The sequence below is a fragment of the Novosphingobium aureum genome (assembly GCF_015865035.1).
Lineage (GTDB): Bacteria > Pseudomonadota > Alphaproteobacteria > Sphingomonadales > Sphingomonadaceae > Novosphingobium > Novosphingobium aureum.
The window spans coordinates 1,389,129-1,411,318 of the sequence record NZ_JADZGI010000001.1; the positions used below are offsets into that span (position 1 = coordinate 1,389,129).

Sequence of the window (22,190 nt, forward strand, 5' to 3'; positions counted from 1 at the left end):
GCGCTGGTCCTTGCGGATCAGCGCCAGCTCGGCAGCCAGATCCACACGTTGTAGAACTGCTTGGAAGGCAGCGGCAGCGCCGAGATGATCGGGTAGAAGCCGATGAACATCGCGGCCGAGAGCGCGAGCGATCCGGTGCCCAGCCAGCGCCAGCGGTCGCGCCGCGCCATCAGCACGTCGATGCCGAGCGCGAGCAGGCCCATCAGGAAGGCACCGGGCAGAAGGTAGTGGTAGTAGAACTGGATCGGCTTGCCGTTGACCGCCCAGACCCCGAGGCACGCAGCGTAGAGCACGATCAGCGCGAGCGCATCGTGGCGCTGGCGGAAGGCTGCGGCCCAGATGCCCCAGCCCAGCGCGATCAGACCTGCCAGCATCGCATAGGGATTGCCGAGCATGATGATGCCGCGCTGGTGCCCGCCGATGTCCTTGAACAGGAACCAGATCGCGCGCCAGTTGCCCATCCATTCGTACCAGACCGAGCGGTAGGGGTGCAGCTTCTTCACCGAGTCCTGCAGCCGGATCATGTATTCGTGCTGCGCGACGAAGCCGAGCGGGGAGACCGGACGGTCGGCGTAGAACATCGCAGGGATATAGGTGAGCCAGTAGACGATCAGCGGGAACAGCCCCAGCCAGAACGTCGCCTCAACCAGCGAGACGCCCGGGATCGGCCCGGCGCGGCGGCGGCCCATGATCATCAGCCCGCTGTCCTTCACGCGCAGCACGAGGAAGGCGAGGCCGGGCATCATCAGTGCAGGCGCGCTGCTCCACTTGGCGCCGAACGAGAGGCCGAGCGCCAGCCCGGTCATGACGAGGCGGGTGCGCGCCACGGCGAGCGAAGGCGTGCGCAGCGCGGCGGCGAACTGCCACAGGGCGACCATGCACAGGCCCGCCTCGATCATGTCGAGCATCGCGATGCGGCTCTGCACGAACCACATGAAGTTGGTCGCGAGCAGCACGGCTGCAAGGAGCGTCGCGCGGCGGCGCAGCGAGAGGAACCACACGAAGCGGGCAAAGGCGAAAAGCCCGAGCGTGCCGAAAAGTGCCGGGCCGATGCGCCAGGCCAGCGGCCTGTCGCCGAGCAGGTGGATGGCGAGCGCGATCACTTCCTTGCCGAACATCGGATGCTCGCGGTTGGCGGGCACGAGTTCGAGCAGCTTCCTTGCCGCTGGCACGTAGTGGATCTCGTCGAAGTAGAATTCGCCGGGCATGGTGATGCGCCAGGCCAGCAATGCCAGGAACAGGCCGGAGATGACGAGGCACCAGCCGATAGGATCGCGATCTTGACGGGGGTTCAGAGGCATTGGGGTGCCGGAATAGGGGGGAATTCAAGGCTTCGCAAGCGCTGCAACCGCGTGGCCCACGCAGGATTTTCATCGCGGCAAATGCTTGCCTCGACTCGTCGTGCCTCCTAGAGCCGTGGCCATGAAACGCACGACCGGACAGGACCGCAGCACGACCCGCAACTGGCGCCCCGCCACCCAGGCCATCCGCGCCGGGACCTGGCGTTCGGAGATGGGCGAGACCAGCGAGGCGCTGTTCCTCACCTCGGGCTACAGCTACGACGATGCGGCGACGCCCGCAGCGCGCTTCATGGGCGAAGCGGAGGGCATGACCTATTCGCGCCTGCAGAACCCCACGGTGCAGATGCTCGAGGAACGCATCGCGGTGATGGAAGGGGCCGATGCCTGCCGCACGCAGGCCTCGGGCATGGCCGCAATGACCGCGGCTTTGCTGTGCCAGCTCTCGGCAGGCGATCACATGGTCGCAGCCCGCGCCGCTTTCGGTTCATGCCGCTGGCTGGGCGATCACCTGCTGCCGCGCTTCGGCATCGAGGTCACCGTGATCGACGCGCGCGACACTAGGGCGTGGGAAGAGGCGATCCGCCCCAACACCAAGGTGTTCTTCTTCGAGACCCCGGCGAACCCGACGATGGACGTCGCCGATCTCGCCGCGATCGCAGACATCGCCAAAGCTCATGGCATCACCACCGTTGTCGACAACGCCTTCTGCACGCCGGTGCTGCAGCGCCCGATGGACTTCGGCATCGACGTCGTTGCCTATTCGGCGACCAAGCTGATGGACGGGCAGGGCCGCGTGCTCGCGGGCGCGGTTTGCGGCTCGGAAGAGTTCATCAACGAGAAGCTGATGCCCTTCCAGCGCAACACCGGGCCGAACCTTTCGCCGTTCAACGCCTGGGTCGTGCTCAAGGGGCTCGAGACGCTCGACCTGCGCGCGCAGCGCCAGAGCGAGAATGCGCTCGCGCTCGGCCAGTTCCTGGAGGGCCGCGTGGGGCAGGTGCTCCATCCCTGGCTCGACAGCCACCCGGGCAAGGCGCTTGCGCAGAAGCAGATGAAGGCCTGCGGCCCGATCTTCAGCTTCGTGCTCGATGGTGGCCGTGCGCAGGCCCATGCCCTGCTCGATGGCCTGCAACTGATCGATATCTCGAACAATATCGGGGACTCGCGCTCCTTGATGTGCCATCCTGCCTCGACCACCCATCACAACATGGGTCCGGAGGGACGAGAGGCCATGGGAATTCCCGAGGGCATGCTGCGCATCAATGTCGGCCTCGAGCACATCGACGACCTGATCGAGGACATGGATCAGGCGCTCAAGCAGGCAGGGCTCTGAACGCCACCGATCCCGGAGCCGATCCGGCCGGCCTGCTGGCGGCCATCGTCGAATCCTCCGACGATGCAATCGTTGGCAAGACGCTCGATGGCCGGATCCTCTCGTGGAATGCATCTGCCGAGCGCATCTTCGGCTGGCCGCGCGACGAGATCGTCGGCGAAAACATCCGCCGCCTGATCCCTGAAGACCGGCAGGACGAAGAAGACGCCATCATCGCGCAGATTACCGCAGGCCGGCGCATGCCTGCCTTCGAGACCGTGCGCCTGCGCAAGGACGGCACCGAGGTGCAGGTCTCGGTGACCGTCTCGCCGGTGCGGGACGAGACCGGCAAGGTCGTTGCCGCCAGCAAGATCGCGCGCGACATCACGGCCGAACGCGTCGTGCAGTCGCGCCTCGAACTGAGCGAACTGCGCTTTCGCCTGCTCGCCGACAACATCGACCAGCTTGCCTGGATCACCGACGAGACCGGCTGGATTTTCTGGTACAACCAGCGCTGGTTTGACTACACCGGCACCACGCTCGAGCAGATGCAGGGCTGGGGCTGGAAATCGGTGCACCATCCCGACCACGTCGAGCGCGTGGTCGCGAAAGTCAGCCACTGCTTCGAGAACGGCCTCGACTGGGAAGATACGTTCCCGCTGCGCGCCGCCAATGGCGAATGGCGCTGGTTTCTCTCGCGCGCCAAGGCGATCCGGGACGATGCAGGCAATGTGGTCAACTGGTTCGGCACCAATACCGACGTGACCGAGATGCGCGACGCCGAACAGCGCATCGAGCTGCTGCTTCAGGAAGTGAACCACCGCTCGAAGAACATGCTGGCGATCATCCAGTCGCTCGCGCGGCGCAGCGACTCCTCGCGGGCCGACTTCGTCGAGCGGCTCGAGCAGCGTATTCGCGGGCTTGCCGCCAATCAGGACGTGCTGGTGCGCCGTTCATGGTCCGACATCCCGGTGTCCGAGATGATCGAGGCGCAGATGAACTCTCTGGGCGACTCACGCGCGCAGGTGCATTGGGAAGGGCCCGAGGTCATGCTCTCGCCCGGCGCGGCGGAGGCGCTGGCCATGGCCTTTCACGAGATGGGCACCAATGCCATCAAGTACGGTGCGCTCTCGGTGCCCGAGGGCAGGGTGGACCTGCGCTGGAGCCGCGAGGACGGGCGCTTCGCGATCGGCTGGCGCGAAAGCGGCGGCCCTCCTGCGAAGCCGCCGACACGGCAGGGGTTCGGCACGCGCATCATCGTCGACGTTCCGCGCGTGAAGCTCGATGCCTGTGTCGAGACCAGCTATGAGCCATCGGGCTTTGCATGGCGCCTCGAATGCGACGAGGCGGGGCTGGGCTGATCCGCATGGGACCGGCAGCAGCGGCATTCAACTCCGCTTTCGTCCTATGCAGTTGTACCTCGGGGCAATCATGGCTACCTTTGGCGATGTCATGAAGGAGTTGTTCCAGCACACCGCCCTCACCGATGGCGTGACCGTTCGCGTCGCGGTGAATTTCCTGCCCGAGCAGTCGCGCATCGAGGCGGGCAAATGGTTCTGGGTCTATCATATCCGGATCGAGAACGAGACGCCGCACGCGCTGCAACTGATGACGCGGCGCTGGCGGATCACCGATGGCAACGGCGAAGTGAACGTCGTCGAGGGCGACGGTGTGGTCGGAGAACAGCCGGTGATCGAGCCGGGTCATTCCTACGACTACGTTTCAGGTTGTCCTCTGCCCACGCCGCAAGGCTCGATGGAAGGCTACTACACGTTCCACCGCGTCGACGGGCAAGGTGACGAGATCCGTGCCGCGACGCCCTTCTTCCCGCTTGCCGCGCCTGCCACGGCTGGCTGATCGCCCGCATCTCTTCGGCCTGCTGGCGGGCCGGTGTCGCTCGTGCTTGCTAGGCACGCACGGCAGGAATAGGGAAGCGCAATGAAGCGCACACATCTTCCCCTCAACGCCTTGCGTGTCTTCGATGCTGCCGCGCGGCATCTCTCGTTCACCCGCGCGGCGGACGAGCTTGCGGTGACCCCGGCTGCGGTCGGCCAGCAGATCCGGGCGCTCGAGGACGTGCTCGGCGTCGTGCTGTTCCGCCGTACCAGCAAGGGCCTCGAGATGACCGAAGAGGCGGGTGCGGGGCTTGCCGCGCTGCGCACCGGGTTTCTGCATTTCGAGGACGCGGTGCAGGCGATGCAGGCGGGCCAGTCGAGCCAGGTGCTGACGATCGCCGCCCCGCGCGAGTTCTTCGCCGCCTGGCTGGCACCGCGGCTTGCTGCCTTCCGCGCGGCCAATCCCAAGGTGCGCTACGTCATCGTCGATGGCGAGATGACCGACTTCACCGAGGCCAACCTCGATCTCGCGGTGCGCTGGACCGATGGCCCCGGCGACCTCGAGGGGCTCGCCATCGGTTCGCCCGAATGGGTCGAGATCGGGCGGGGCGACTGGATCGCCTGGCCGGGCGATCCCGATCCGGCGGGGCGTGAGAATGCGCCGGACGGGGCTGCTTCCGGTGCCGGTGCGGCTGAGGATGGCAAGCCTCTGATAGTCGTCGCCGACGCCGGTCAGGCGGTCGCTGCTGCCAATGCCGGGCTCGGGCGTGCGCGCGTTCCCGCGCTGCTCGCGCAGGGGCTTGTCGGTGGCGAGATTGACGGTGCGAAAGCGCTGCCGTGCCGGCGTGGCTACTGGCTGCTCGCGCCGCGCCCGCAGTGGCGCCAGCAGAAGGTGCGCGACCTCGTCGCGGCCCTGACCGGGGAAAGCTGAGGGGGCTCTTTACAGGGGCTCATGGCAATTTTGGGGAAGCCGCGCGCCTCGGCTCTGGCAACGCCTGCGCGATGTGCTAACCCTTGTCCTCATGACGAAATCCCGTTTTCTGCGCGCCTGCCTTTGCTCGGCGATGCCCCTTGCCATCGCCGCGAGCGGCATGGCGCTTTCGACTGCGGCCAGTGCTGCCGCGCCTGCCCAAACCCCAGCCAGCGGAACCCGCGTGACCGACCAGCAAGCCCCCGCGCTCGACTTCGTGCGCGTCTTCGCCAGCCCTTCGCTCAACGGCCCTTCGCCGCGCGAAGTCAAGATCTCGCCCGACGGACGCTACCTCACGCTGCTGCGCAACCGCGACGCCGACCGCGAGCGCTATGACCTGTGGGGCTATGATCGCGAGAGCGGCAAGTGGTCGATGCTGGTCGATTCCGAGAAGCTGGGCACCGGGCGCGAGCTTTCCGAGGCCGAGAAGATGCAGCGCGAGCGCCAGCGCATCGGCGATCTCAAGGGCATCGTCCACTATGCCTGGAACGAGGATTCGCGCTCGCTTCTGGTCCCGGTGGACGGCGACCTGTTCCTTGCCGGGCTCGACGGCAGCGTCACGCGCCTGACCGACGATGCCGGCGACGAGCTCAACCCCGTGCTCAGCCCCGGCGGCACTTACTTGTCCTACGTACGCGATGGCCGCCTGATGGTCGGCAAGGTCGGCGCGGAGCAAGTCGCGGTCACGCCCGAGGAAAGCGCCGAGACGGTGCACTGGGGCGAAGCCGAATTCGTTGCCCAGGAAGAGATGTTCCGCCTCACCGGGTACTGGTGGGCGCCGAACGAGAAGCGCATCGCGGTCGAGCGCTACGACGAGGCGCCGGTCGGCGTTGTCACCCGTGCGGCGATCGGGGCCGATGGCACGAGGACATTCGCCCAGCGCTACCCTGCGGCAGGCACCGACAATGCGCTCGTCTCGCTCTACGTGATGAAGCCCGATGGCACGGGGCGCGTGCAGGTCGATCTCGGCAGCGACCCCGACATCTATCTTGCTCGCGTCGACTGGTCGGGCGATGGCAAGACGCTTTACGTCCAGCGCCAGAACCGCGAACAGACCCGCCTCGACATGCTCGCGGTCGATCCGCAGACCGGCAAGTCCTCGGTCCTGTTCACCGAAACCGCCGCCGACGGTGCATGGATCAACCTGTCCGACAGCTATCGTTTCCTCGATGACGGCAGCCTTGTCTGGTGGTCCGAGCGCGACGGATACGGACATCTCTATCGCCTTGCTGACGGCAAGTGGACCCAGCTCACCAAGGGCGAATGGGTGGTCACCGGCCTCGTTGGCATCGATGCGAAGCGTGGCCGGATCTATTTCACCGGGACCAAGGACGACGTGCTCGCCCAGCAGGTCTATGCCGTCGATCTTGAAAACCCGGGCACGCCCGAGCGCCTGACCGAGACGGGCTGGGCCAATTCCGCCGTCGCCAGCAAGGATGCCAGCACGCTGGTTATCTCGCGTTCGTCTTCCGATCAGCCGACGCAGAGCTTCATCGCCGACGGCACTGGCAAGCGCCTCGAATGGGTCGAGCAGAACGCGCTCGATGCCGACCATCCTTACGCGCCCTATCTCGCCAGCCACCGCGAACCCAGCTTCGGTACGGTCAAGGCCGAGGATGGCTCCGACCTGCACTGGATGATGATCACGCCCGAACTCGAGCCGGGCAAGACGTACCCTGTATTCTTCGAGCACTACGGCGGCCCGCACGTGCAGACCGTCTCGAAGGGCTGGCTCGGCGCGCTGCCGCAGGCGATCGTCGACAAGGGCTACATCTATTTCCGCCTCGACAACCGCGGCAGCGCCAATCGCGGCGTCGCGTTCGAAAAGCAGATCCATCAGGCGATGGGCACCGTCGAGGTCGCCGACCAGCGCGCGGGTGCGCAGTACCTGAAGTCGCTCCCGTTCGTCGACGGCGACAAGATCGCGACCTATGGCTGGTCCTACGGCGGCTTCATGACGCTCAAGATGCTGGAGGCCGACCAGGGGCTCTATGCGGCGGGTATCTCGGGCGCGCCGGTCACCAAGTGGGAGCTTTACGACACCCACTATACCGAGCGCTACATGGGCGATCCGCGCAAGGTGCCCGAGGCCTATGCCGCTTCGGGCGCGCTGGGCAATGCCGAGGCGATTGCCGATCCGATGCTGCTGATCCACGGCATGGCCGACGACAACGTGGTGTTCGAGAACAGCACTGCGCTCGCGGCGAAGCTCCAGAACGGCGAGCGTGCCTTCGAGATGATGTTCTATCCCGGGCACACCCACTCGGTGAAGGGGCCGAAGATTTCGGTCCATGTGTGGAACACGATCTTCAACTTCCTAGAGCGCCACGGCGTGACGCCCGACGAGGGCTCCGGGAAATAGGCAAGAAAAGGGCCGCCGTGGATCATCCCCGGCGGCCTTTCTTTTCGGATCAGCGGTTGGGATCGAGCGCGGACTTGCGGGGCGGCTTCTCCCCCTCGCGCGGAACGGAAATGCTGCGCGGGACCGAGGTTTGTGGCTTGCGCGTCGGTGACCGGTCGCGGGCCTGCCCGGCAATGGTGGCGAAGGGCGCATCGCCTTCGGGCACTTGCGCGCCGTCCATCGCCATCAGCGCGGCGATGCGCTTCTCGGTTGCAGGGTGAGTCGAGAACAGCCCCGAGATCGCCGAGGGCACGATGTAGAGCTGTGCCGCCGCCGGATTGCGCTCGACCGTCGGGTTGCGCGTATGCGCCGCAGGCCCCGCGATCTTGGCCAGTGCGCTGGCGAGCGCGCGCGGGTTGCCGCTGATCTCGGCTCCGGCCCTGTCGGCGCCGTATTCGCGGGTGCGGCTGATCGCCATCTGCACGATCATCGCTGCGAAGGGTGCCATGAAAACCGCAGCGATGGCGGCGACGGGGTTGGGGCGATCATCGCCATGGCCGCCGAAGAACAGGCCGAAGTTGGCAAGCATCGAGATCGCACCGGCAATCGTCGCGACCATGGTCATGATCAGCGTGTCGCGGTTGCGCACGTGGCCCAGTTCGTGCGCCATCACGCCCGCGACTTCCTCGTCGTCGAGCATCTCGAGCAACCCGCGCGTCGCGGCGACGGCGGCATTTTCGGGATTGCGCCCGGTGGCAAAGGCGTTGGGCGCGGCGGTGTCGATCAGGTAGACGCGCGGCATCGGCATGGCGGCATTGCGCGCGAGCCGCTCGACGATGGCATGGAGGCGTGGCGCGCTGCGCGCATCGACCTCGTGCGCATTGTGCATGCGCAGGACCACCTTGTCCGCGTTCCAGAAGGTGAACAGGTTCATGCCTGCCGCCACCACCAGCGCGAGCATCGCCCCGCGGGGACCGCCGAAAACAAAGCCCAGACCCATGAACAGCGCCGTCAGCGCCGCCAGCAACATGGCTGTCTTGATCCCGTTCACCTTGTGTCGCGCTCCTTTTGATTGACTGGTGCGAATCTAGGTTCGCACCGGCGTTATTCAATCGCACGGCGGTCCTGAACCGGTCCGGAACCGGACAAGGGAGAGGGCCTGAGCGGGGGGATCGGCGGCTGCCCCATTCTCCATGCACCGGGAACTGGCGGAAATAATCGTTGGCCTCAGGGCTGCGATCGTGGAGGAGGGGCTGGCGCGGGCGTGGGGATCACGACCGCAGCGACGCCGGAGAGAGGGAAAGCTTGCAGCACATGACGTACGAAAAGATCATCTACAGCCTCGAGGACGGGGTCGCCCGCATCTCGATGAACGACCCTGCCACGCGCAATGCAGGCTCTGCCCAGATGGGCGAGGAACTGCGCCAGGCGATGCACCGCGCCTCGATCGAGGCGCGCGCGGTCCTGCTCACGGGCGAGGGCAAGGGTTTCTGTTCGGGCGCGAACCTTGGCGATGCGCTGGAGATGATCGAGGATCCCATGCGCGATGTCGGCACGCTGCTCGACCGCTACTTCAACCCGGTGATCGAGCTGATGAAGTCGATGGACCAGCCGGTCGTGACCGCGGTTCGCGGCGCGGCAGCGGGCGTCGGTGCAGGGCTGGCGATGGCCGGTGACCTGATCGTGTGCAGCGAGAACGCCTTCTTCCTGCAGGCCTTCCGCCATGTCGGCCTCGTTCCCGACGGCGGCTCGTCCTGGCTGCTCACCCGCGCCGTGGGGCGCGTTCGCGCGATGGAGATGATGCTGCTGGGTGAGCGCCTGCCCGCCGACAAGGCGCTCGACTGGGGCCTCGTCAACCGTGTCGTGCCCGACGATCAGCTCGAAGATGCGGCTATGGCGCTTGCGCGCGAACTTGCCGCGGGTCCCTGGTCGCTGCGCCGGATCAAGCAGGTCGCCTGGGCCGCGACCGACTGCACGCTCGAACAGGCATTGCAGCACGAGCGCGCCGGTCAGCGCGCGGCTTCGCTGTCGTCCGATTTCGTCGAGGGCGTGAGCGCCTTCTCGCAGAAGCGCAAACCAGACTTTACCGGAAACTGACCGGCCGCCGCCTGCCGGTGTGCAAGGGCGACACCGGCAGGCCCGCCACGGCTCAGAACGAGGACCAGTCCTCGTTCGCCGGGTCTGCCTTGAGGGCGAGATTGCCCGAGACCATCGGCACGCCCTCTGCCGGACGGGCGCGTGGCAGGCGGCGCGGCTCGGCCATGCCCGGGGCGGGTGCGGGACGGCCGCCGCGCTCGCTCGATGCCAGAGTAAAGCGGCGCACGAGGCTGGCGAGCCCATTGGCCTCGTCCGAGAGCGTGCGGGTGGCCGCGCTGGCCTGTTCGACCATGGCCGCGTTCTGCTGGGTCACCCGGTCGAGTTCATGGACCATCTTGTTGACCTGATCGAGGCTCTGCGCCTGGGTGTGCGTGGTCTGGGCGATGGCATCGACCTCGCCACTGACCTGGTCGATGCGCCGCTTGATCGTGCCCAGCAGCGATCCCGTCTCGCCGACCAGCCTGACGCCAGTAACGACCTGGCTCGAAGATGCCTGGATCAGTTCGCTGATGTCGCGCGCAGCATCGGCCGAGCGCTGGGCGAGCGCACGCACCTCGTTGGCGACGACGGCAAAGCCCTTGCCCGCATCCCCCGCGCGCGCGGCTTCGACACCGGCGTTGAGCGCGAGCAGGTTGGTCTGCAGCGCGATCGAATCGATGATGTCGACGATCTTGCCGATGGCCTGCGCGGACTTCTCGATCTCGCCCATCGCCGCGACCGCGCGTTCGACGACTTCGGCGCCGGTCGAGGTCTCGCCATGCGCTTCGCTGATGCCTTCGCGGGCGCTGACGGCGGCGCTGGCGGCCTTCTTCACACCCTCGGTGACCATCGCCATGATCGCTGCGGCCTGTTCGAGGCTCGCGGCCTGGTTCTCGTTACGCTCGGCGAGATCGTCGGCTGCCGAGGCGATTTCGGCCGAGCCGGTGAGGACCGAGGCAGCGCTCGAATGGACCGAGCCGATGGCCCGTGACAGGCCGTCTACAGCAGAATTGAAATCCTCGCGAAGCCGCTCGTAGTCGCGCGGGAAAGTCCGGGTGATGGCGCAGTCGAGCCGGTTTGCCGCGAGTGCTGCGAGAGCCTCGCCCATCGCCTCCATGAGCAGCTTTTGCGCCTCGAAATTCTCCTGCACCTTGACGGCATTGTTGCGGAACGTCGCCATCGCGACCGTCATCCGTCCCACGCAGTCGCGGTGCTCGGTGAACAGGATCGGGCTGGTGGTATCCCCCCCGGCCAGCGCCTCCATGCGCACGACAGTGGTGACGTAGGGATCGCAGATCGCGCGCGCGGCAACAGCCACCGTCGCAAGGGTAGCGGCAAGGCCTGCTGCGGCCATGGCCAGGTGCAGGGGTGCCGGCCCCCACCCGGCGACCGCCAGCGCGGTGGCGATAAGGCCGAGCGCGCTAAGCCCGCCAAGCAACCAGAACAGGGCCTTGAACTTCACGCGGATGGGGGCCTGTTTCTCGAACCAGTCCAGCATGCTTGCACGTCTCCATGGCGGCAGCTCGCCTTGCGGCAAGGCGCGCGTTCTCGACCGGCGTTGCGACCGGCGGCCCGTCCTAGGCCACGAGCTGCAAAGGGAAGGTTTCGTGTCCTACCGCAAAGCCACGTAGATATTCGGTGCCTATGGTCCCGACCCTAGTCGGCTTCGTGCTGGGGCGGGGTCTTGATCGCAGGTCCGGGCGGCGGCGCAGGTGCACGCGTAGTTTGCCTGTAGCGCGGCGCGGGAGGTGCCAGCGGCGCATTCGATCCGCGCTCGACGAGGCGGTAGCCGGCGTATGCGTCTAGCGGCCGGTCTTGTTTCGAGGGATGTTTCCGGTCCGGATCGACGATCCGTGCGAAGGCTTCGGCTGCAATCGCGCGCCAGTCCAGATGGACCGAGCTGAGCGGCGGGGCGGTCAGCTCGGCAAGCGGGGTGTCGTCGAAGCCGATCACCGAAAGCTCGCCGGGCACGGCGAGGGCGCGCTCGTGCGCTGCCTGCAAGACGCCTGCGGCCATGGCGTCGTTGCAGGCGAGGATCGCACTGGGGCGCGGCGAGAGTTCGAGCAGCAGGCGCCCGGCGGCAAGTCCGGAGGCGCGCGAATAGTCGCCCGGTTCGATCAGCGAGGGCCCGCGATCGAGCCCGTGGTCGGCCATCGCGTCGAGGTATCCCATCTCGCGCGCCTGTGCGCCGAACCCCGTTTCCGGTCCCGAGACAAGCGCGATGCGTCGGTGCCCGGCAGCGACCAGCCATGACACCGCCTGCGCCATGGCGGCGCGGTCCGGCCCGGCAAGGCCCATGCCGTCGCGCGTGGCGCCGATCCGCAGGCATGAGACACCAGCTTGCGTGCAGGCTTCGGCGAGGCCGGGGTGTTCGCTCAAGGGCGGCAGGGCGAGGAGACCCGCCGGGCGATGGCGCGCGATGAAGCGTGTGAGCGGGGCCAGCACCGTGTCCGGGTTGGGCGCGGCGTGTGCATCGGTGCGCCGGGGCGCGAATTGCGGCGCGGGAGAGAAACCGGGGACGCGGTGGACGAGAAGCGCATAGTCGCTGTCCGCCATGGCATCGAGCAGGCCGTCCTCGACCTCTTCGGCAATGCCGCGATCGCGCCCGTCGTGGACCAGCGCTACGAGGAAGTTGCGGCGCAGGGCAAGCGCACGCGCCTGGGCATTGGGGACGAAGCCGGTCCTGGCGATCACGCCTTCGACGCGGGCGCGCATCGCGTCGCTGACCACCGAAGAATGGTTGAGCACGCGGCTGACCGTCTTGGTAGAGACGCCGGAAAGGCGTGCGATGTCCTCGATGGTGAGGGCGTGCTGTCCCTTGGTGACTTCAGGGACGGGCGCTGTGCGTGCATCGGGCGCGGTATCGGCCTCAGGCTTGCCGCCCTCTTGCGCCGCCGGGGCAGGCGAGGAAGGCGCGCGAGGCCGGTCCTCGTGCACGGTTGTGGGCAGGGGCGCCCACAAGCCCCTTGCGCTTGCCCCGGTCGCGCTACCCTTGATCTCGGGATCGGGCTCGCCCTCATGCGTTTTTGAACTTGAGAGCGTTTCCGGTGCGTTGAGCGCTTCTGGCACCCCGTGTGTGTCTGCGGAACAGTCTACCGGTGTACGGGCGTATCGCCTCTTGCCTGCCATGTGACGAGGGTGGCTCTTGTGACAGCGCTGGCCAAGGCAAGATGCATCCGCATCGGAGTTGTCTTGGCGATGGGCCCTGCGAGAAGGTCCCGCGATGCGCGCGCGACGGGCGCGCGATTGCGAAGCGGGCGCAAGCAGCCTAAGGGACCGGCTCGGTCGCGGCACCTGGGCCGCCGGAACAACGGTAACAACAATGAAGCCCGCTCCCTCGCAGCGTCATTACGGCATGGACTGGTTGCGCATCGGCGCCTTCGTGCTGCTGATCTTCTACCACGTGGGCTACTCGTTCACCGCCTGGGGCTACCAGACGCCGACACGCGGCGTGGTGTGGTGGGCCGAGATCCCGCTGCTCGGCCTGAGCGCGTGGCGCCTCGCGCTGCTCTTCGCGATCTCGGGCTATGCCAGCGCGGCGCTGCTCGCGCGCGACAAGGGCGATACCGTCGCCTTCGGCTGGAGCCGGATCAAGCGCCTTGGCATCCCGCTGGTCTTCGGGCTGGTCGTGGTGGTGCCCCCGCAGCCCTACATGGGGCTGGTCAACTCGGGCTACGAGCACGGCTACGGCTACTATTTCCTGCACGATGCCTTCAGCTTCCAGAAGATCCGCTACGAATATGTGCCGCGGGTCATGCACCTGTGGTTCGTGATGCACCTGCTGGCCTATACGCTTGCGCTCTGCGCGCTGCTGCTGGTGCTGCCGCGTCCGGTACGCGCTGCCCTGCGCCGGGCCTGCGAGTGGCTGCTCGCAGGGCCGGGCCTGCTGCCGCTGGGCATCATCGCGGTGTTCCTCGTGCGCAGCAAGGTTCCCTACGGCTGGACCGACATGCACAACCTGCTCGAGGACCGCGCCGCGCACCTGCACTATGGCGGCATGTTCCTGTTCGGCTACCTGCTGCGCGGTTCGGAGCCGGTGCGCCGGGCGATCGCGCGCCAGTGGAAGATCGCCGCAGTGCTCGCGCTCGCCGGTTTCTTCTGGGTCGCACGCGATTCCTGGCTCTACCCCGGCAACATCCGTACGCCCGAGGAATGGCGCTTCGCGCTCGTCGTCGCCAAGTCGATCGAGAGCTGGTCGGCGGTCATCGCCTTGTTCGGCATTGCCGACCGCTTCTGGAACCGCGACCACCGCTGGCGCGCGACGCTCTCCGAAGCGGTGTTCCCGGTCTATATCGCGCACCAGACGATCATGGTCCTCGTCATGTACCCGATCCGCGACTGGGGGCTGACCGCGCTGCCCGAGTTCGCGATCCTGTGCGGCTCGGTCGCGGTGGGCTCCTGGCTGTTCTACCTCGTGGGACGCGAGATCGGCCCCTTGCGCCCGCTGATCGGGCTCAAGCGGCACAAGGGCAAGCCGCGCTCGGTGATCGCGCCCAACCCTAACGGGGCCTCGCAGGGCGCCTGAAGCGCGCCTCGGCGGCTCAGCTTTCCAGAAAGCGTTCGATGTCCCGGGCGATGCGCTCGGGGAGCTCGAGGTTGAGCATGTGCCCGGCGTCTGCGTATTCGCACCGCGTGACCTGCGGCGCGGCCGCCGCGATGGCACCGGCGATCAGCTGGAAGTCGGCAATGTCGCGCGTGCCGGTGAGCAGGAGCGTGGGGATCGCCAGCCGGTCGAGCCGCTCGGCATCGGGGGCTGCGCGGCGCTGCGGGTCGGTGACCCAGTGGCGCCCGTGGTAGGCCGCGATCCCATCGTGCAGGGTCTGCGCGGAGGGGCTCTCGCGGGTAGCTTCGAAGAGCGGATGCTCCCACCAGAGCTTGCGCGCCTGCTCCATGTCGCCGCCGCGCGCCGCCGCGCCGATGGCCTTCCAGCGCGCGATCCAGTCCTCGGACCAGTGCCAGCCGACCATCAGCGGGCTGACCAGAACCAGCCGGTTCACGCGTTCGGGATGGCTGAGGGCAAAGTCGAGCGCGGTCGCGCCGCCCAGCGACATGCCGCAAAGGTCGATCCTCTCAAGGGCGAGCGCGTCGAGCACCGCGAGCAGATCGTCGGCATGCGAATAGGGCGTTTCGAAGTCGGCCTGCGAAGCGCCGAAACCGCGCATGTCGTAACGGATCAGCGTGCGCCGCGCGGGCAGGGCGGCGGCAAGGCCGTCCCAGTCGTGCCGCGCGCCGCCGAAGCCGTGGATGCAGACCAGCGGCACGTCCGCAGCCGCTTGCCCGTCAGCCCCGGTCTTGCCGACCTCGCGCGCTTGGTCGTGCAGGCCCGTCCGGGTCGATCCGGCGATCGTCGCGCCGGGAAGGGGGACTTGCCATTCCCTCTCTTCCCGCGATTTCCTCTCTTCTGGCACGTCCTCTCCCGCGCGTGAATTTACGCCCCTTCGGCGAAGCTGCCGTAGCGGCCACGGTGGAACAGCATCGGCGCGTCCTCGCTGGTGGTTTCCATGCGCAGCACCTCGCCCAGCACGAACCAGTGGTCGCCCGCCTCGGTTACCGAGTAGAGCTTGCACTCGATGGTGGCGATCGAACCGGCGATCACGGGCAGGTTGTGGTCCGAGACGACATAATCGACGCCGACGAACTTCTCAGCGCCCTTGGCCGAGACCGAGCGGCACACGTCCTGCTGGTCCGAGCCCATGACGTTGACTGCAAAGTGGCCGTGGGCCTCGATCAGCGGCCAGGACGAGGACGACTTGTCGGGAAAGAAGCCGACCAGCGGCGGATCGAGCGAGACCGAGGTGAACGAGCCGACGACCATGCCGGCGGGCTTTTCGCCGTCGAGCGCGGTGATGACGCAGACGCCGGTGGGATAGCTGCCCAGGACCTTGCGGAATTCTGCCGGGTCGATGGTGGTGGAGATCGTCAAGATATGTAATCCTTTTCAGCGCGGCGGTCCGAAGGCTGGGGAGCCTCTGCCGCCGCTGGGTTTCATGCCGCGCTGTCCATCGGTGCGCGGCGGCCTGGCATGAGTACGTCCTCGCCAAGCTGCACCGTTTCGTCAAGCCATTGCCGAAACTGGGTCACGCGCGGCAGCTTGCGGATGTCCTGATGTGTTACAAACCAGAAGCTGCGGGTTATCCGGCATTCGGCAAGTACGCGCACCAGCCGCGGGTCGCTCTCGGCCATGAAGCAGGGCAGCACGCCCAGCCCGGCGCCGCTGGCGACGAGGCTGTGCTGGGCAGTGATGCTGGGCGAACGGATCGTCGCCTGCAGTCCGGCGTGGATCTCGTCGAGATAGCGCAGTTCGGGCGCATAGACGAGGTCGGGAATGTAGCCGACCAGCGCATGCCCCTCGTCGAGGTCGGCGGGGACTTCGGGCGCGGGCCGCGCGGCAAGGTAGTCGCGGCTGGCGTAGAGCCCCAGCGTGTAGTCCGAGAGCTTGTGCGCGACCAACGGCCCCTTGCGCGGGCGCGAGAGCATGATCGCGACGTCGGCTTCGCGCCGGCTCGGGCTGAGAAAGCCGCTCGAGGCGACGAGGTCGATCGCGAGATGGGGGTGGCGCGCCTGGAAGTCGGTCAGGTGGCGCGCGAGGAACCAGCAGCCAAAGCCTTCCGACGCACTGATGCGCAAGGTCCCGGTGAGCCCGTCGCCCGCGACCGCGCGCTCCGAGATCTGGCCCGCTGCCGCCGCCATCTGCTCGACCGACTGGAGCAGCGTCTCGCCCGCCTCGGTCAGTTCCTGCCCGCTGCGCGTCTGTTCGAACAGCGTGGTGGACAAGGCTGCCTCGAGGCGGCGCAGGCGCCGTCCGGTGGTGGTCGGGTCGACACCGAGCAGCCGCGCCGCCTTGGCCAGCTGTCCGGTCCGCGCGATGGCGAGGAAGGCCTGGTAGTCGCTCCAGTCGGTCGAGGGGATGGTCATGGGCATGGCGTCCTTGGTATATTGCAGTGCAGCACGGCGATACCGGGCGTTAGGCTGCAAATTTGCAGGTGACGATGGCGTATTTCCAGCTTGCCTGCAATGGCTCCAGCGCCCACCTAGGCGCCGAAGAAGAACATTGGAAAGGATGAGGAATGCGGCAGATTGATCATGTCATCGCCGGTGGTGCTGGCGGCGCCGCGGCCCGCAAGGGCGACGTCTACGACCCCAACCGCGGTGAAGTGCAGGCGCAGGTCGTGCTTGGCGACCAGGCCGTGCTCGACAAGGCGGTCGAGGCCGCTCTTGCCGCGCAGCCGGCATGGGCCGCGACCAACCCGCAGAAGCGCGCCCGCGTCCTGTTCCGCTTCAAGGAACTGGTCGAGGCCAACATGGACGAGCTCGCCCGCCTGCTCTCGAGCGAGCACGGCAAGGTCGTCGCCGACGCCAAGGGCGACGTGCAGCGCGGTCTCGACGTGGTCGAGTTCGCCTGCGGCATTCCGCATGTCCTCAAGGGCGAGTTCACGCAAGGCGCAGGGCCAGGCATCGACGTGTTCTCGATGCGCCAGCCGATCGGCATTGGCGCGGGCATCACCCCGTTCAACTTCCCGGCGATGATCCCGATGTGGATGTTCGCGGTCGCGGTGGCCGTGGGCAACGCCTTCATCCTCAAGCCCTCCGAGCGCGATCCTTCGGTTCCGGTGCGCCTTGCCGAGCTGTTCCGCGAGGCCGGTGGCCCCGAGGGCATCCTCCAGGTCGTGCACGGCGACAAGGTGATGGTCGACGCGATCCTCGATCACCCGGCGATCGGCGCGGTCAGCTTCGTCGGCTCCTCGGACATCGCGCACTACGTCTACAACCGCGGCGTCGCGGCGGGCAAGCGCGTGCAGGCCATGGGCGGCGCGAAGAACCACGGCATCATCATGCCCGACGCCGATCTCGACCAGGTCGTCAACGACCTGTGCGGCGCGGCCTTCGGTTCGGCCGGCGAGCGCTGCATGGCGCTGCCCGTCGCGGTCCCCGTCGGCGAGGACACGGCAGAGCGCCTGCGCGCCAAGCTGATCCCCGCGATCGAGGCGCTGCGCGTCGGCATCTCGACCGACGACGATGCCCATTACGGTCCGGTCGTCTCGGCCCAGCACAAGGCAAACATCGAGAAGTGGATCGGTCGCTGCGTCGAGGAGGGCGGCGAGCTCGTCATCGACGGTCGCGGCTTCAAGCTGCAGGGCAACGAGAACGGCTACTTCGTCGGCCCGACGCTGCTCGACCACGTCACCGCCGACATGGACAGCTACCACAACGAGATCTTCGGCCCCGTGCTGCAGATCGTGCGCGCCAAGGACTTCGACGAGGCGGTCGAGCTGCCCTCGAAGCACCAGTACGGCAACGGCGTCGCGATTTTCACCCGCAACGGCCACGCTGCGCGCGAGTTCGCCCAGCGCGTCAACGTCGGCATGGTCGGCGTCAACGTGCCGATCCCGGTCCCGGTCGCCTACCACACCTTCGGTGGCTGGAAGCGCTCGGCCTTCGGCGACACCAACCAGCACGGCATGGAAGGCATCAAGTTCTGGTCCAAGGTGAAGACCGTGACCCAGCGCTGGCCCGACGGCAGCCCTGACGGTTCGAACGCCTTCGTAATCCCGACCATGGGCTGAGGCAGCGGACAAGGAGGCGCGCGGTGCATCGGCAGCGCGCGCCTCTCTCGTCCCGCGACCGGCAGCCACTGGGCGGAATTGGTGCCACAAGGCATTGACCGGGGAGTGGCAGGGGGCAATCAGGAACAAGCGATTGCGTGCAGGATTTCAGAATTGTCCTGCAAGGCCAGTAGCTAGGAGCACCGTCCATGTCCGTGCATCGTCCGTTCCCTGTCAACGCCCTTCGTCCCGCCGGCCCCGGCCTGCGGATGGCATCGCTTGCGCTCCTTGGTGCGCTCGCCGCCTGTTCGAGCGAGCCCGAACCCGATACCGCCGCCTCGAACGAGCCGGTCGCGAGCGAGGCGACCATGCCCGCAAGCGATGCGTCGCAGGCTCCCGACACCGGCGAGACGGCTCTGGTCGACACCAGCGCGATCCCGCCGATGCTGCGCGGGCGCTGGGGCCTCGTCCCTGCCGACTGCACCAGTGATCGCGGGGACGCAAAGGGACTGCTCACGGTTGGCGCGGACAAGCTCGAGTTCTACGAGTCGGTTGCCGAACTGGGTGACGTGAAGCGGATCGACCCTTCCGAGGTTACCGGGGCCTTCGCCTTTTCGGGCGAAGGGCAGACCTGGGACCTGGAGGTGACGCTCAAGTCGCCCGATGGCGGCAAGACCATGGTCAGGACGGACAAGGGGCCGGATGCCGCGCCTGCGCCGCTGACCTACACGAAATGCACATGAGGGGCACGCGGCCAGCGTGGGACCCGCTGGCCTGAAGAGAAAGTGCGAGGGAAGAGATGACGGAACAGTTCGGACTGACCGAGGATCAGGAAGCGATCCTGGAGACTGCGCGCAAGTTCACCGCCGACCAGATCACGCCGTTCGCGGCGCAATGGGACGAAGAGACGCACTACCCGGTCGACGTGTGGAAGGCTGCGGGCGAGCTCGGCTTCGGCGGCATCTACGTATCCGAGGAAGGCGGCGGCATCGGCCTCGGCAGGCTCGAGGCCGCGCTGATCATGGAAGCCATGGCCTATGGCTGCCCCTCGACCTCGGCCTATATCTCGATCCACAACATGGTCGCCTGGATGGTCGACAGCTTCGGCGACGCGCAGCTCAAGGAGCGCTACCTCGCCGACCTCGTGGCGATGGACAAGATCGGCTCCTACTGCCTGACCGAACCGTCCTCGGGTTCGGACGCCGCCGCGCTCAAGACCACCGCAAGGCTCGATGGCGACCACTACGTCCTCAACGGCACCAAGCAGTTCATCTCGGGCGGCGGCTACAACGACGTCTACCTGATCATGGCGCGCACCGGCGAGCACAAGTCGCGCGGAATCTCGTGCTTCCTGCTCGAGAAGGGCATGCCCGGGCTCTCGTTCGGCGCGCCCGAGAAGAAGCTGGGCTGGAATTCCTCGCCCACCGCACAGGTCATCCTCGAGGACTGCCGCGTGCCGGTCGAGAACCTCGTCGGCAAGGAAGGCGACGGCTTCAAGTTCGCGATGGCCGGGCTCGACGGCGGGCGCATCAACATCGGCGCCTGCTCGCTGGGCGGCGCGCAGCGCTGCATCGACGAGGCGGTTGCCTACGTGAAGGACCGTAGCCAGTTCGGGCAGGCGCTCGCCGAGTTCCAGAACACCCAGTTCACCCTCGCGCAGATGGCGGCCGAACTCGAGGCTGCGCGCGCGCTGCTCTACATCGCCGCCGACAAGGTCAGCGCCGGGTCCCGGGACAAGACCCGTTTTGCCGCCATGGCCAAGATGCTGGCGAGCGACACCGGTTCGAGCGTGGTCGACCGCGCGCTGCAGCTGTTCGGCGGCTACGGCTACCTGCGCGATTACCCGATCGAGCGCTTCTGGCGCGATCTGCGCGTCCACCGCATTCTCGAGGGGACCAACGAGGTCATGCGCATGATCATCGGCCGTGACCTGCTCAAGTAAGTGCCTGCGCAAGCAAGGATGGAAATGACACAGGAAATTCTCACCCGCCGCGACGGCGTCGCCGGCATCATCTCGCTCAACCGGCCCAAGGCGATCCATGCCCTGACGCGCGGCATGTGCGAGGACATGATGGCCGCGCTCACCGGCTGGGCCAGCGACGACACCGTCGGCGTGGTCATGATCGACCATGCCGAGGGACGCGGCTTCTGCTCGGGCGGCGACATCAACCTGCTGCGCAAGTCCGCGCTGGAGGACGGCGGCATCTCGGGGCGCCGGTTCTTCTACGACGAGTACCGGCTCAACCACCAGCTGTTCACTTACGCCAAGCCGGTGGTGGCCTTCATGGACGGCATCACCATGGGCGGGGGCGTCGGCATTTCGCAGCCCGCCGCCTGGCGCGTCGCCACCGAGAACACCCGCTACGCCATGCCCGAAAGCGGCATCGGCCTGTTCCCCGACGTCGGCGGCGGCTGGTACCTCTCGCGTCTCGATGGTCACGTCGGCACCTTCCTCGCGCTCACCGGGGCGCGGCTCGACGGGGCGGAATGCCTCTGGGCGGGGCTCTCGACGCACTACCTTGCCGCAGACATGCTCGACGAAGCCAAGCGCCGCATTGCTGCTGGCGAGGAGATCGGCAAGGTCCTCGCCGAGCTGTCCGCCGAGGCGCCCGAGCCAAAGATCGCCGCGCATGCGGCCGACATCGCCCGCCACTTCGCCTTTGACACGCTCGAAGAGGTGATCGCATCGCTCGAGGCGGACGAGGGCGAGTGGGCGCAAAAGCAGCTCGCGATCCTGCGCTCGAAGAGCCCGCAGGCCTGCAAGGTGGCTCTGCGCCAGCTTTCGCAATCGCTTGAACTCGACAGCTTTGCCAAGAACATGGCAATGGAATACCGGATCGGCGCGCGCGTGCTGGTCCTGCCCGATTTCGCCGAAGGGGTACGCGCGGTCATCGTCGACAAGGACAATGCGCCGCAATGGAACCCGGCCCGTCCCGAACAGGTCACACCGGACATGCTGGACGCGATCTTCGCACCGCTGCCCGACAACGAGGAATGGAAACCGTCATGAGCTACGAAACGATCCTGGTCGAGAAGAAGGGCGCGGTCACGCTGATCACGCTCAACCGCCCCAAGTCGCTCAATGCGCTCAATTCGACCGTGCTCGCCGAGATGATCGAGGCTTTCGCCGCCTACGAGGCCGACGCCAGCCAGCTGTGCGCGGTGGTCACCGGCTCGGGCGACAAGGCCTTCGCCGCGGGCGCGGACATCAAGGAGATGTCGGACAAGCCCAGCGCCGAGTTCTATTCGCAGGACTTCTTCGCCGACTGGACCGCCAAGGTCGTCAAGTCGACGCGCAAGCCCTGGATCGCGGCGGTCAACGGCTTCGCGCTCGGCGGCGGGTGCGAGCTGGCGATGATGGCGGACTTCATCATCGCTTCGGAAAACGCGAAGTTCGGCCAGCCCGAAATCAAGCTCGGCGTGGCGCCCGGCATGGGCGGCTCGCAGCGGCTCGCGCGCGCGGTCGGCAAGTCCAAGGCCATGGACATGTGCCTGACCGGGCGCATGATGGATGCCGCCGAGGCGGAGCGCGCCGGGCTCGTCAGCCAGATCGTCGCGCCCGAGGCGCTGCTCGAGGTGGCGATGAAGTCGGCTGAGGCAATCGCCTCGATGCCCCCGCTCGCGAGCATGATGAACAAGGAAATGGTCAACATGGCCTTCGAGACCACGCTCGAGACCGGGCTGATCCTTGAACGCCGCATGTTCCAGGTCCTCACCGCGACCGAGGACAAGGCCGAGGGCATGGCCGCCTTCGTCGAGAAGCGCGCGGGCAACTGGAAGGGCAGGTAAGCCCGCCACCGCCGCAGCGGCGGACC

The 22,190-nt window shown here is 67.2% G+C and carries 19 protein-coding genes; 12 read left to right on the plus strand and 7 right to left on the minus strand.

Features of this window, described 5'->3' with window-relative positions; all coding sequences use genetic code 11:
- Window positions 1–17 precede the first annotated feature (17 nt).
- Entirely contained in the window at window positions 18–1,301 is a 1,284-nt protein-coding gene (locus I5E68_RS06530; protein ID WP_197162244.1) for a phospholipid carrier-dependent glycosyltransferase, read from the minus strand.
- A gap of 121 nt (window positions 1,302–1,422) precedes the next feature.
- On the opposite strand from I5E68_RS06530, the gene I5E68_RS06535 reads away from it, so the two are divergent.
- The 5 genes from I5E68_RS06535 to I5E68_RS06555 all read left to right on the plus strand — a co-directional run bounded on the left by I5E68_RS06535 (window position 1,423) and on the right by I5E68_RS06555 (window position 7,777).
- Complete coding sequence (locus I5E68_RS06535) at window positions 1,423–2,631, plus strand: trans-sulfuration enzyme family protein (protein WP_197162255.1); 1,209 nt, start codon at window positions 1,423–1,425, stop codon at window positions 2,629–2,631.
- Between the two features lie 44 nt (window positions 2,632–2,675).
- A complete protein-coding gene (locus I5E68_RS06540) occupies window positions 2,676–3,971 on the plus strand; it encodes a PAS domain-containing HWE histidine kinase family protein (RefSeq protein WP_197164631.1) in 1,296 nt (431 codons plus the stop codon).
- Between the two features lie 91 nt (window positions 3,972–4,062).
- A complete protein-coding gene (gene apaG / locus I5E68_RS06545) occupies window positions 4,063–4,467 on the plus strand; it encodes a Co2+/Mg2+ efflux facilitator ApaG/CorD (protein ID WP_197164633.1) in 405 nt (134 codons plus the stop codon).
- Window positions 4,468–4,548: 81 nt separating this feature from the next.
- Window positions 4,549–5,376, plus strand: a complete 828-nt coding sequence (locus I5E68_RS06550) for a LysR family transcriptional regulator (RefSeq protein ID WP_197162257.1) — start codon at window positions 4,549–4,551, stop codon at window positions 5,374–5,376.
- 91 nt (window positions 5,377–5,467) lie between these two features.
- Entirely contained in the window at window positions 5,468–7,777 is a 2,310-nt protein-coding gene (locus I5E68_RS06555; RefSeq protein WP_197162259.1) for a S9 family peptidase, read from the plus strand.
- Window positions 7,778–7,826: 49 nt separating this feature from the next.
- Here the strand turns inward: I5E68_RS06555 and htpX are convergent, their stop codons facing one another.
- A complete protein-coding gene (htpX, locus tag I5E68_RS06560; protein WP_197162261.1) occupies window positions 7,827–8,807 on the minus strand; it encodes a zinc metalloprotease HtpX in 981 nt (326 codons plus the stop codon).
- Window positions 8,808–9,070: 263 nt separating this feature from the next.
- Between htpX and I5E68_RS06565 the strand changes: the two genes are divergently transcribed.
- The gene (locus I5E68_RS06565; protein ID WP_197162263.1) at window positions 9,071–9,853 is read left to right on the plus strand and encodes an enoyl-CoA hydratase-related protein; all 783 of its coding nucleotides are present in this window, start codon (window positions 9,071–9,073) and stop codon (window positions 9,851–9,853) included.
- Window positions 9,854–9,905: 52 nt separating this feature from the next.
- On the opposite strand, the gene I5E68_RS06570 is transcribed toward I5E68_RS06565, so the two are convergent.
- Both I5E68_RS06570 and I5E68_RS06575 read right to left on the minus strand, forming a co-directional pair.
- Window positions 9,906–11,330 carry a methyl-accepting chemotaxis protein gene (locus I5E68_RS06570; protein ID WP_197162264.1) on the minus strand — a complete coding sequence of 475 codons (1,425 nt, stop codon included), beginning with the start codon at window positions 11,328–11,330 and terminating at the stop codon, window positions 9,906–9,908.
- 158 nt (window positions 11,331–11,488) lie between these two features.
- Entirely contained in the window at window positions 11,489–12,901 is a 1,413-nt protein-coding gene (locus I5E68_RS06575; RefSeq protein WP_197162265.1) for a LacI family DNA-binding transcriptional regulator, read from the minus strand.
- Between the two features lie 253 nt (window positions 12,902–13,154).
- Here I5E68_RS06575 and I5E68_RS06580 point away from each other — a divergent pair, with 253 nt between their 5' ends.
- Window positions 13,155–14,357, plus strand: a complete 1,203-nt coding sequence (locus I5E68_RS06580) for an acyltransferase family protein (RefSeq protein ID WP_197162266.1) — start codon at window positions 13,155–13,157, stop codon at window positions 14,355–14,357.
- Window positions 14,358–14,373: 16 nt separating this feature from the next.
- Here the strand turns inward: I5E68_RS06580 and I5E68_RS06585 are convergent, their stop codons facing one another.
- From I5E68_RS06585 to I5E68_RS06595, 3 genes are all read right to left on the minus strand, one after another.
- Window positions 14,374–15,240: an alpha/beta fold hydrolase gene (locus I5E68_RS06585; RefSeq protein WP_323982106.1), complete on the minus strand. Its 867-nt coding sequence runs from the start codon at window positions 15,238–15,240 to the stop codon at window positions 14,374–14,376.
- Between the two features lie 20 nt (window positions 15,241–15,260).
- On the minus strand, window positions 15,261–15,755 hold the full coding sequence (locus tag I5E68_RS06590) for a flavin reductase family protein (RefSeq protein WP_197162267.1): 495 nt from the start codon (window positions 15,753–15,755) through the stop codon (window positions 15,261–15,263).
- A 62-nt stretch (window positions 15,756–15,817) separates the two neighbouring features.
- Window positions 15,818–16,747, minus strand: coding sequence for a LysR family transcriptional regulator (locus I5E68_RS06595; protein ID WP_323982107.1), 930 nt, complete (start codon window positions 16,745–16,747; stop codon window positions 15,818–15,820).
- Between the two features lie 152 nt (window positions 16,748–16,899).
- On the opposite strand from I5E68_RS06595, the gene I5E68_RS06600 reads away from it, so the two are divergent.
- From I5E68_RS06600 to I5E68_RS06620, 5 genes are all read left to right on the plus strand, one after another.
- Window positions 16,900–18,396 (plus strand): CoA-acylating methylmalonate-semialdehyde dehydrogenase, encoded by a 1,497-nt coding sequence (locus I5E68_RS06600; RefSeq protein ID WP_197162270.1) that lies wholly within the window; start codon window positions 16,900–16,902, stop codon window positions 18,394–18,396.
- Window positions 18,397–18,584: 188 nt separating this feature from the next.
- Window positions 18,585–19,118, plus strand: coding sequence for a hypothetical protein (locus tag I5E68_RS06605; protein ID WP_228726865.1), 534 nt, complete (start codon window positions 18,585–18,587; stop codon window positions 19,116–19,118).
- 56 nt (window positions 19,119–19,174) lie between these two features.
- Entirely contained in the window at window positions 19,175–20,317 is a 1,143-nt protein-coding gene (locus I5E68_RS06610) for an acyl-CoA dehydrogenase family protein (protein ID WP_197162272.1), read from the plus strand.
- Between the two features lie 24 nt (window positions 20,318–20,341).
- Window positions 20,342–21,385, plus strand: a complete 1,044-nt coding sequence (locus I5E68_RS06615; protein ID WP_197162274.1) for an enoyl-CoA hydratase/isomerase family protein — start codon at window positions 20,342–20,344, stop codon at window positions 21,383–21,385.
- Window positions 21,382–22,164: an enoyl-CoA hydratase-related protein gene (locus I5E68_RS06620; RefSeq protein ID WP_197162275.1), complete on the plus strand. Its 783-nt coding sequence runs from the start codon at window positions 21,382–21,384 to the stop codon at window positions 22,162–22,164. The genes I5E68_RS06615 and I5E68_RS06620 overlap by 4 nt, the downstream gene beginning before the upstream one ends.
- Window positions 22,165–22,190 lie beyond the last annotated feature (26 nt).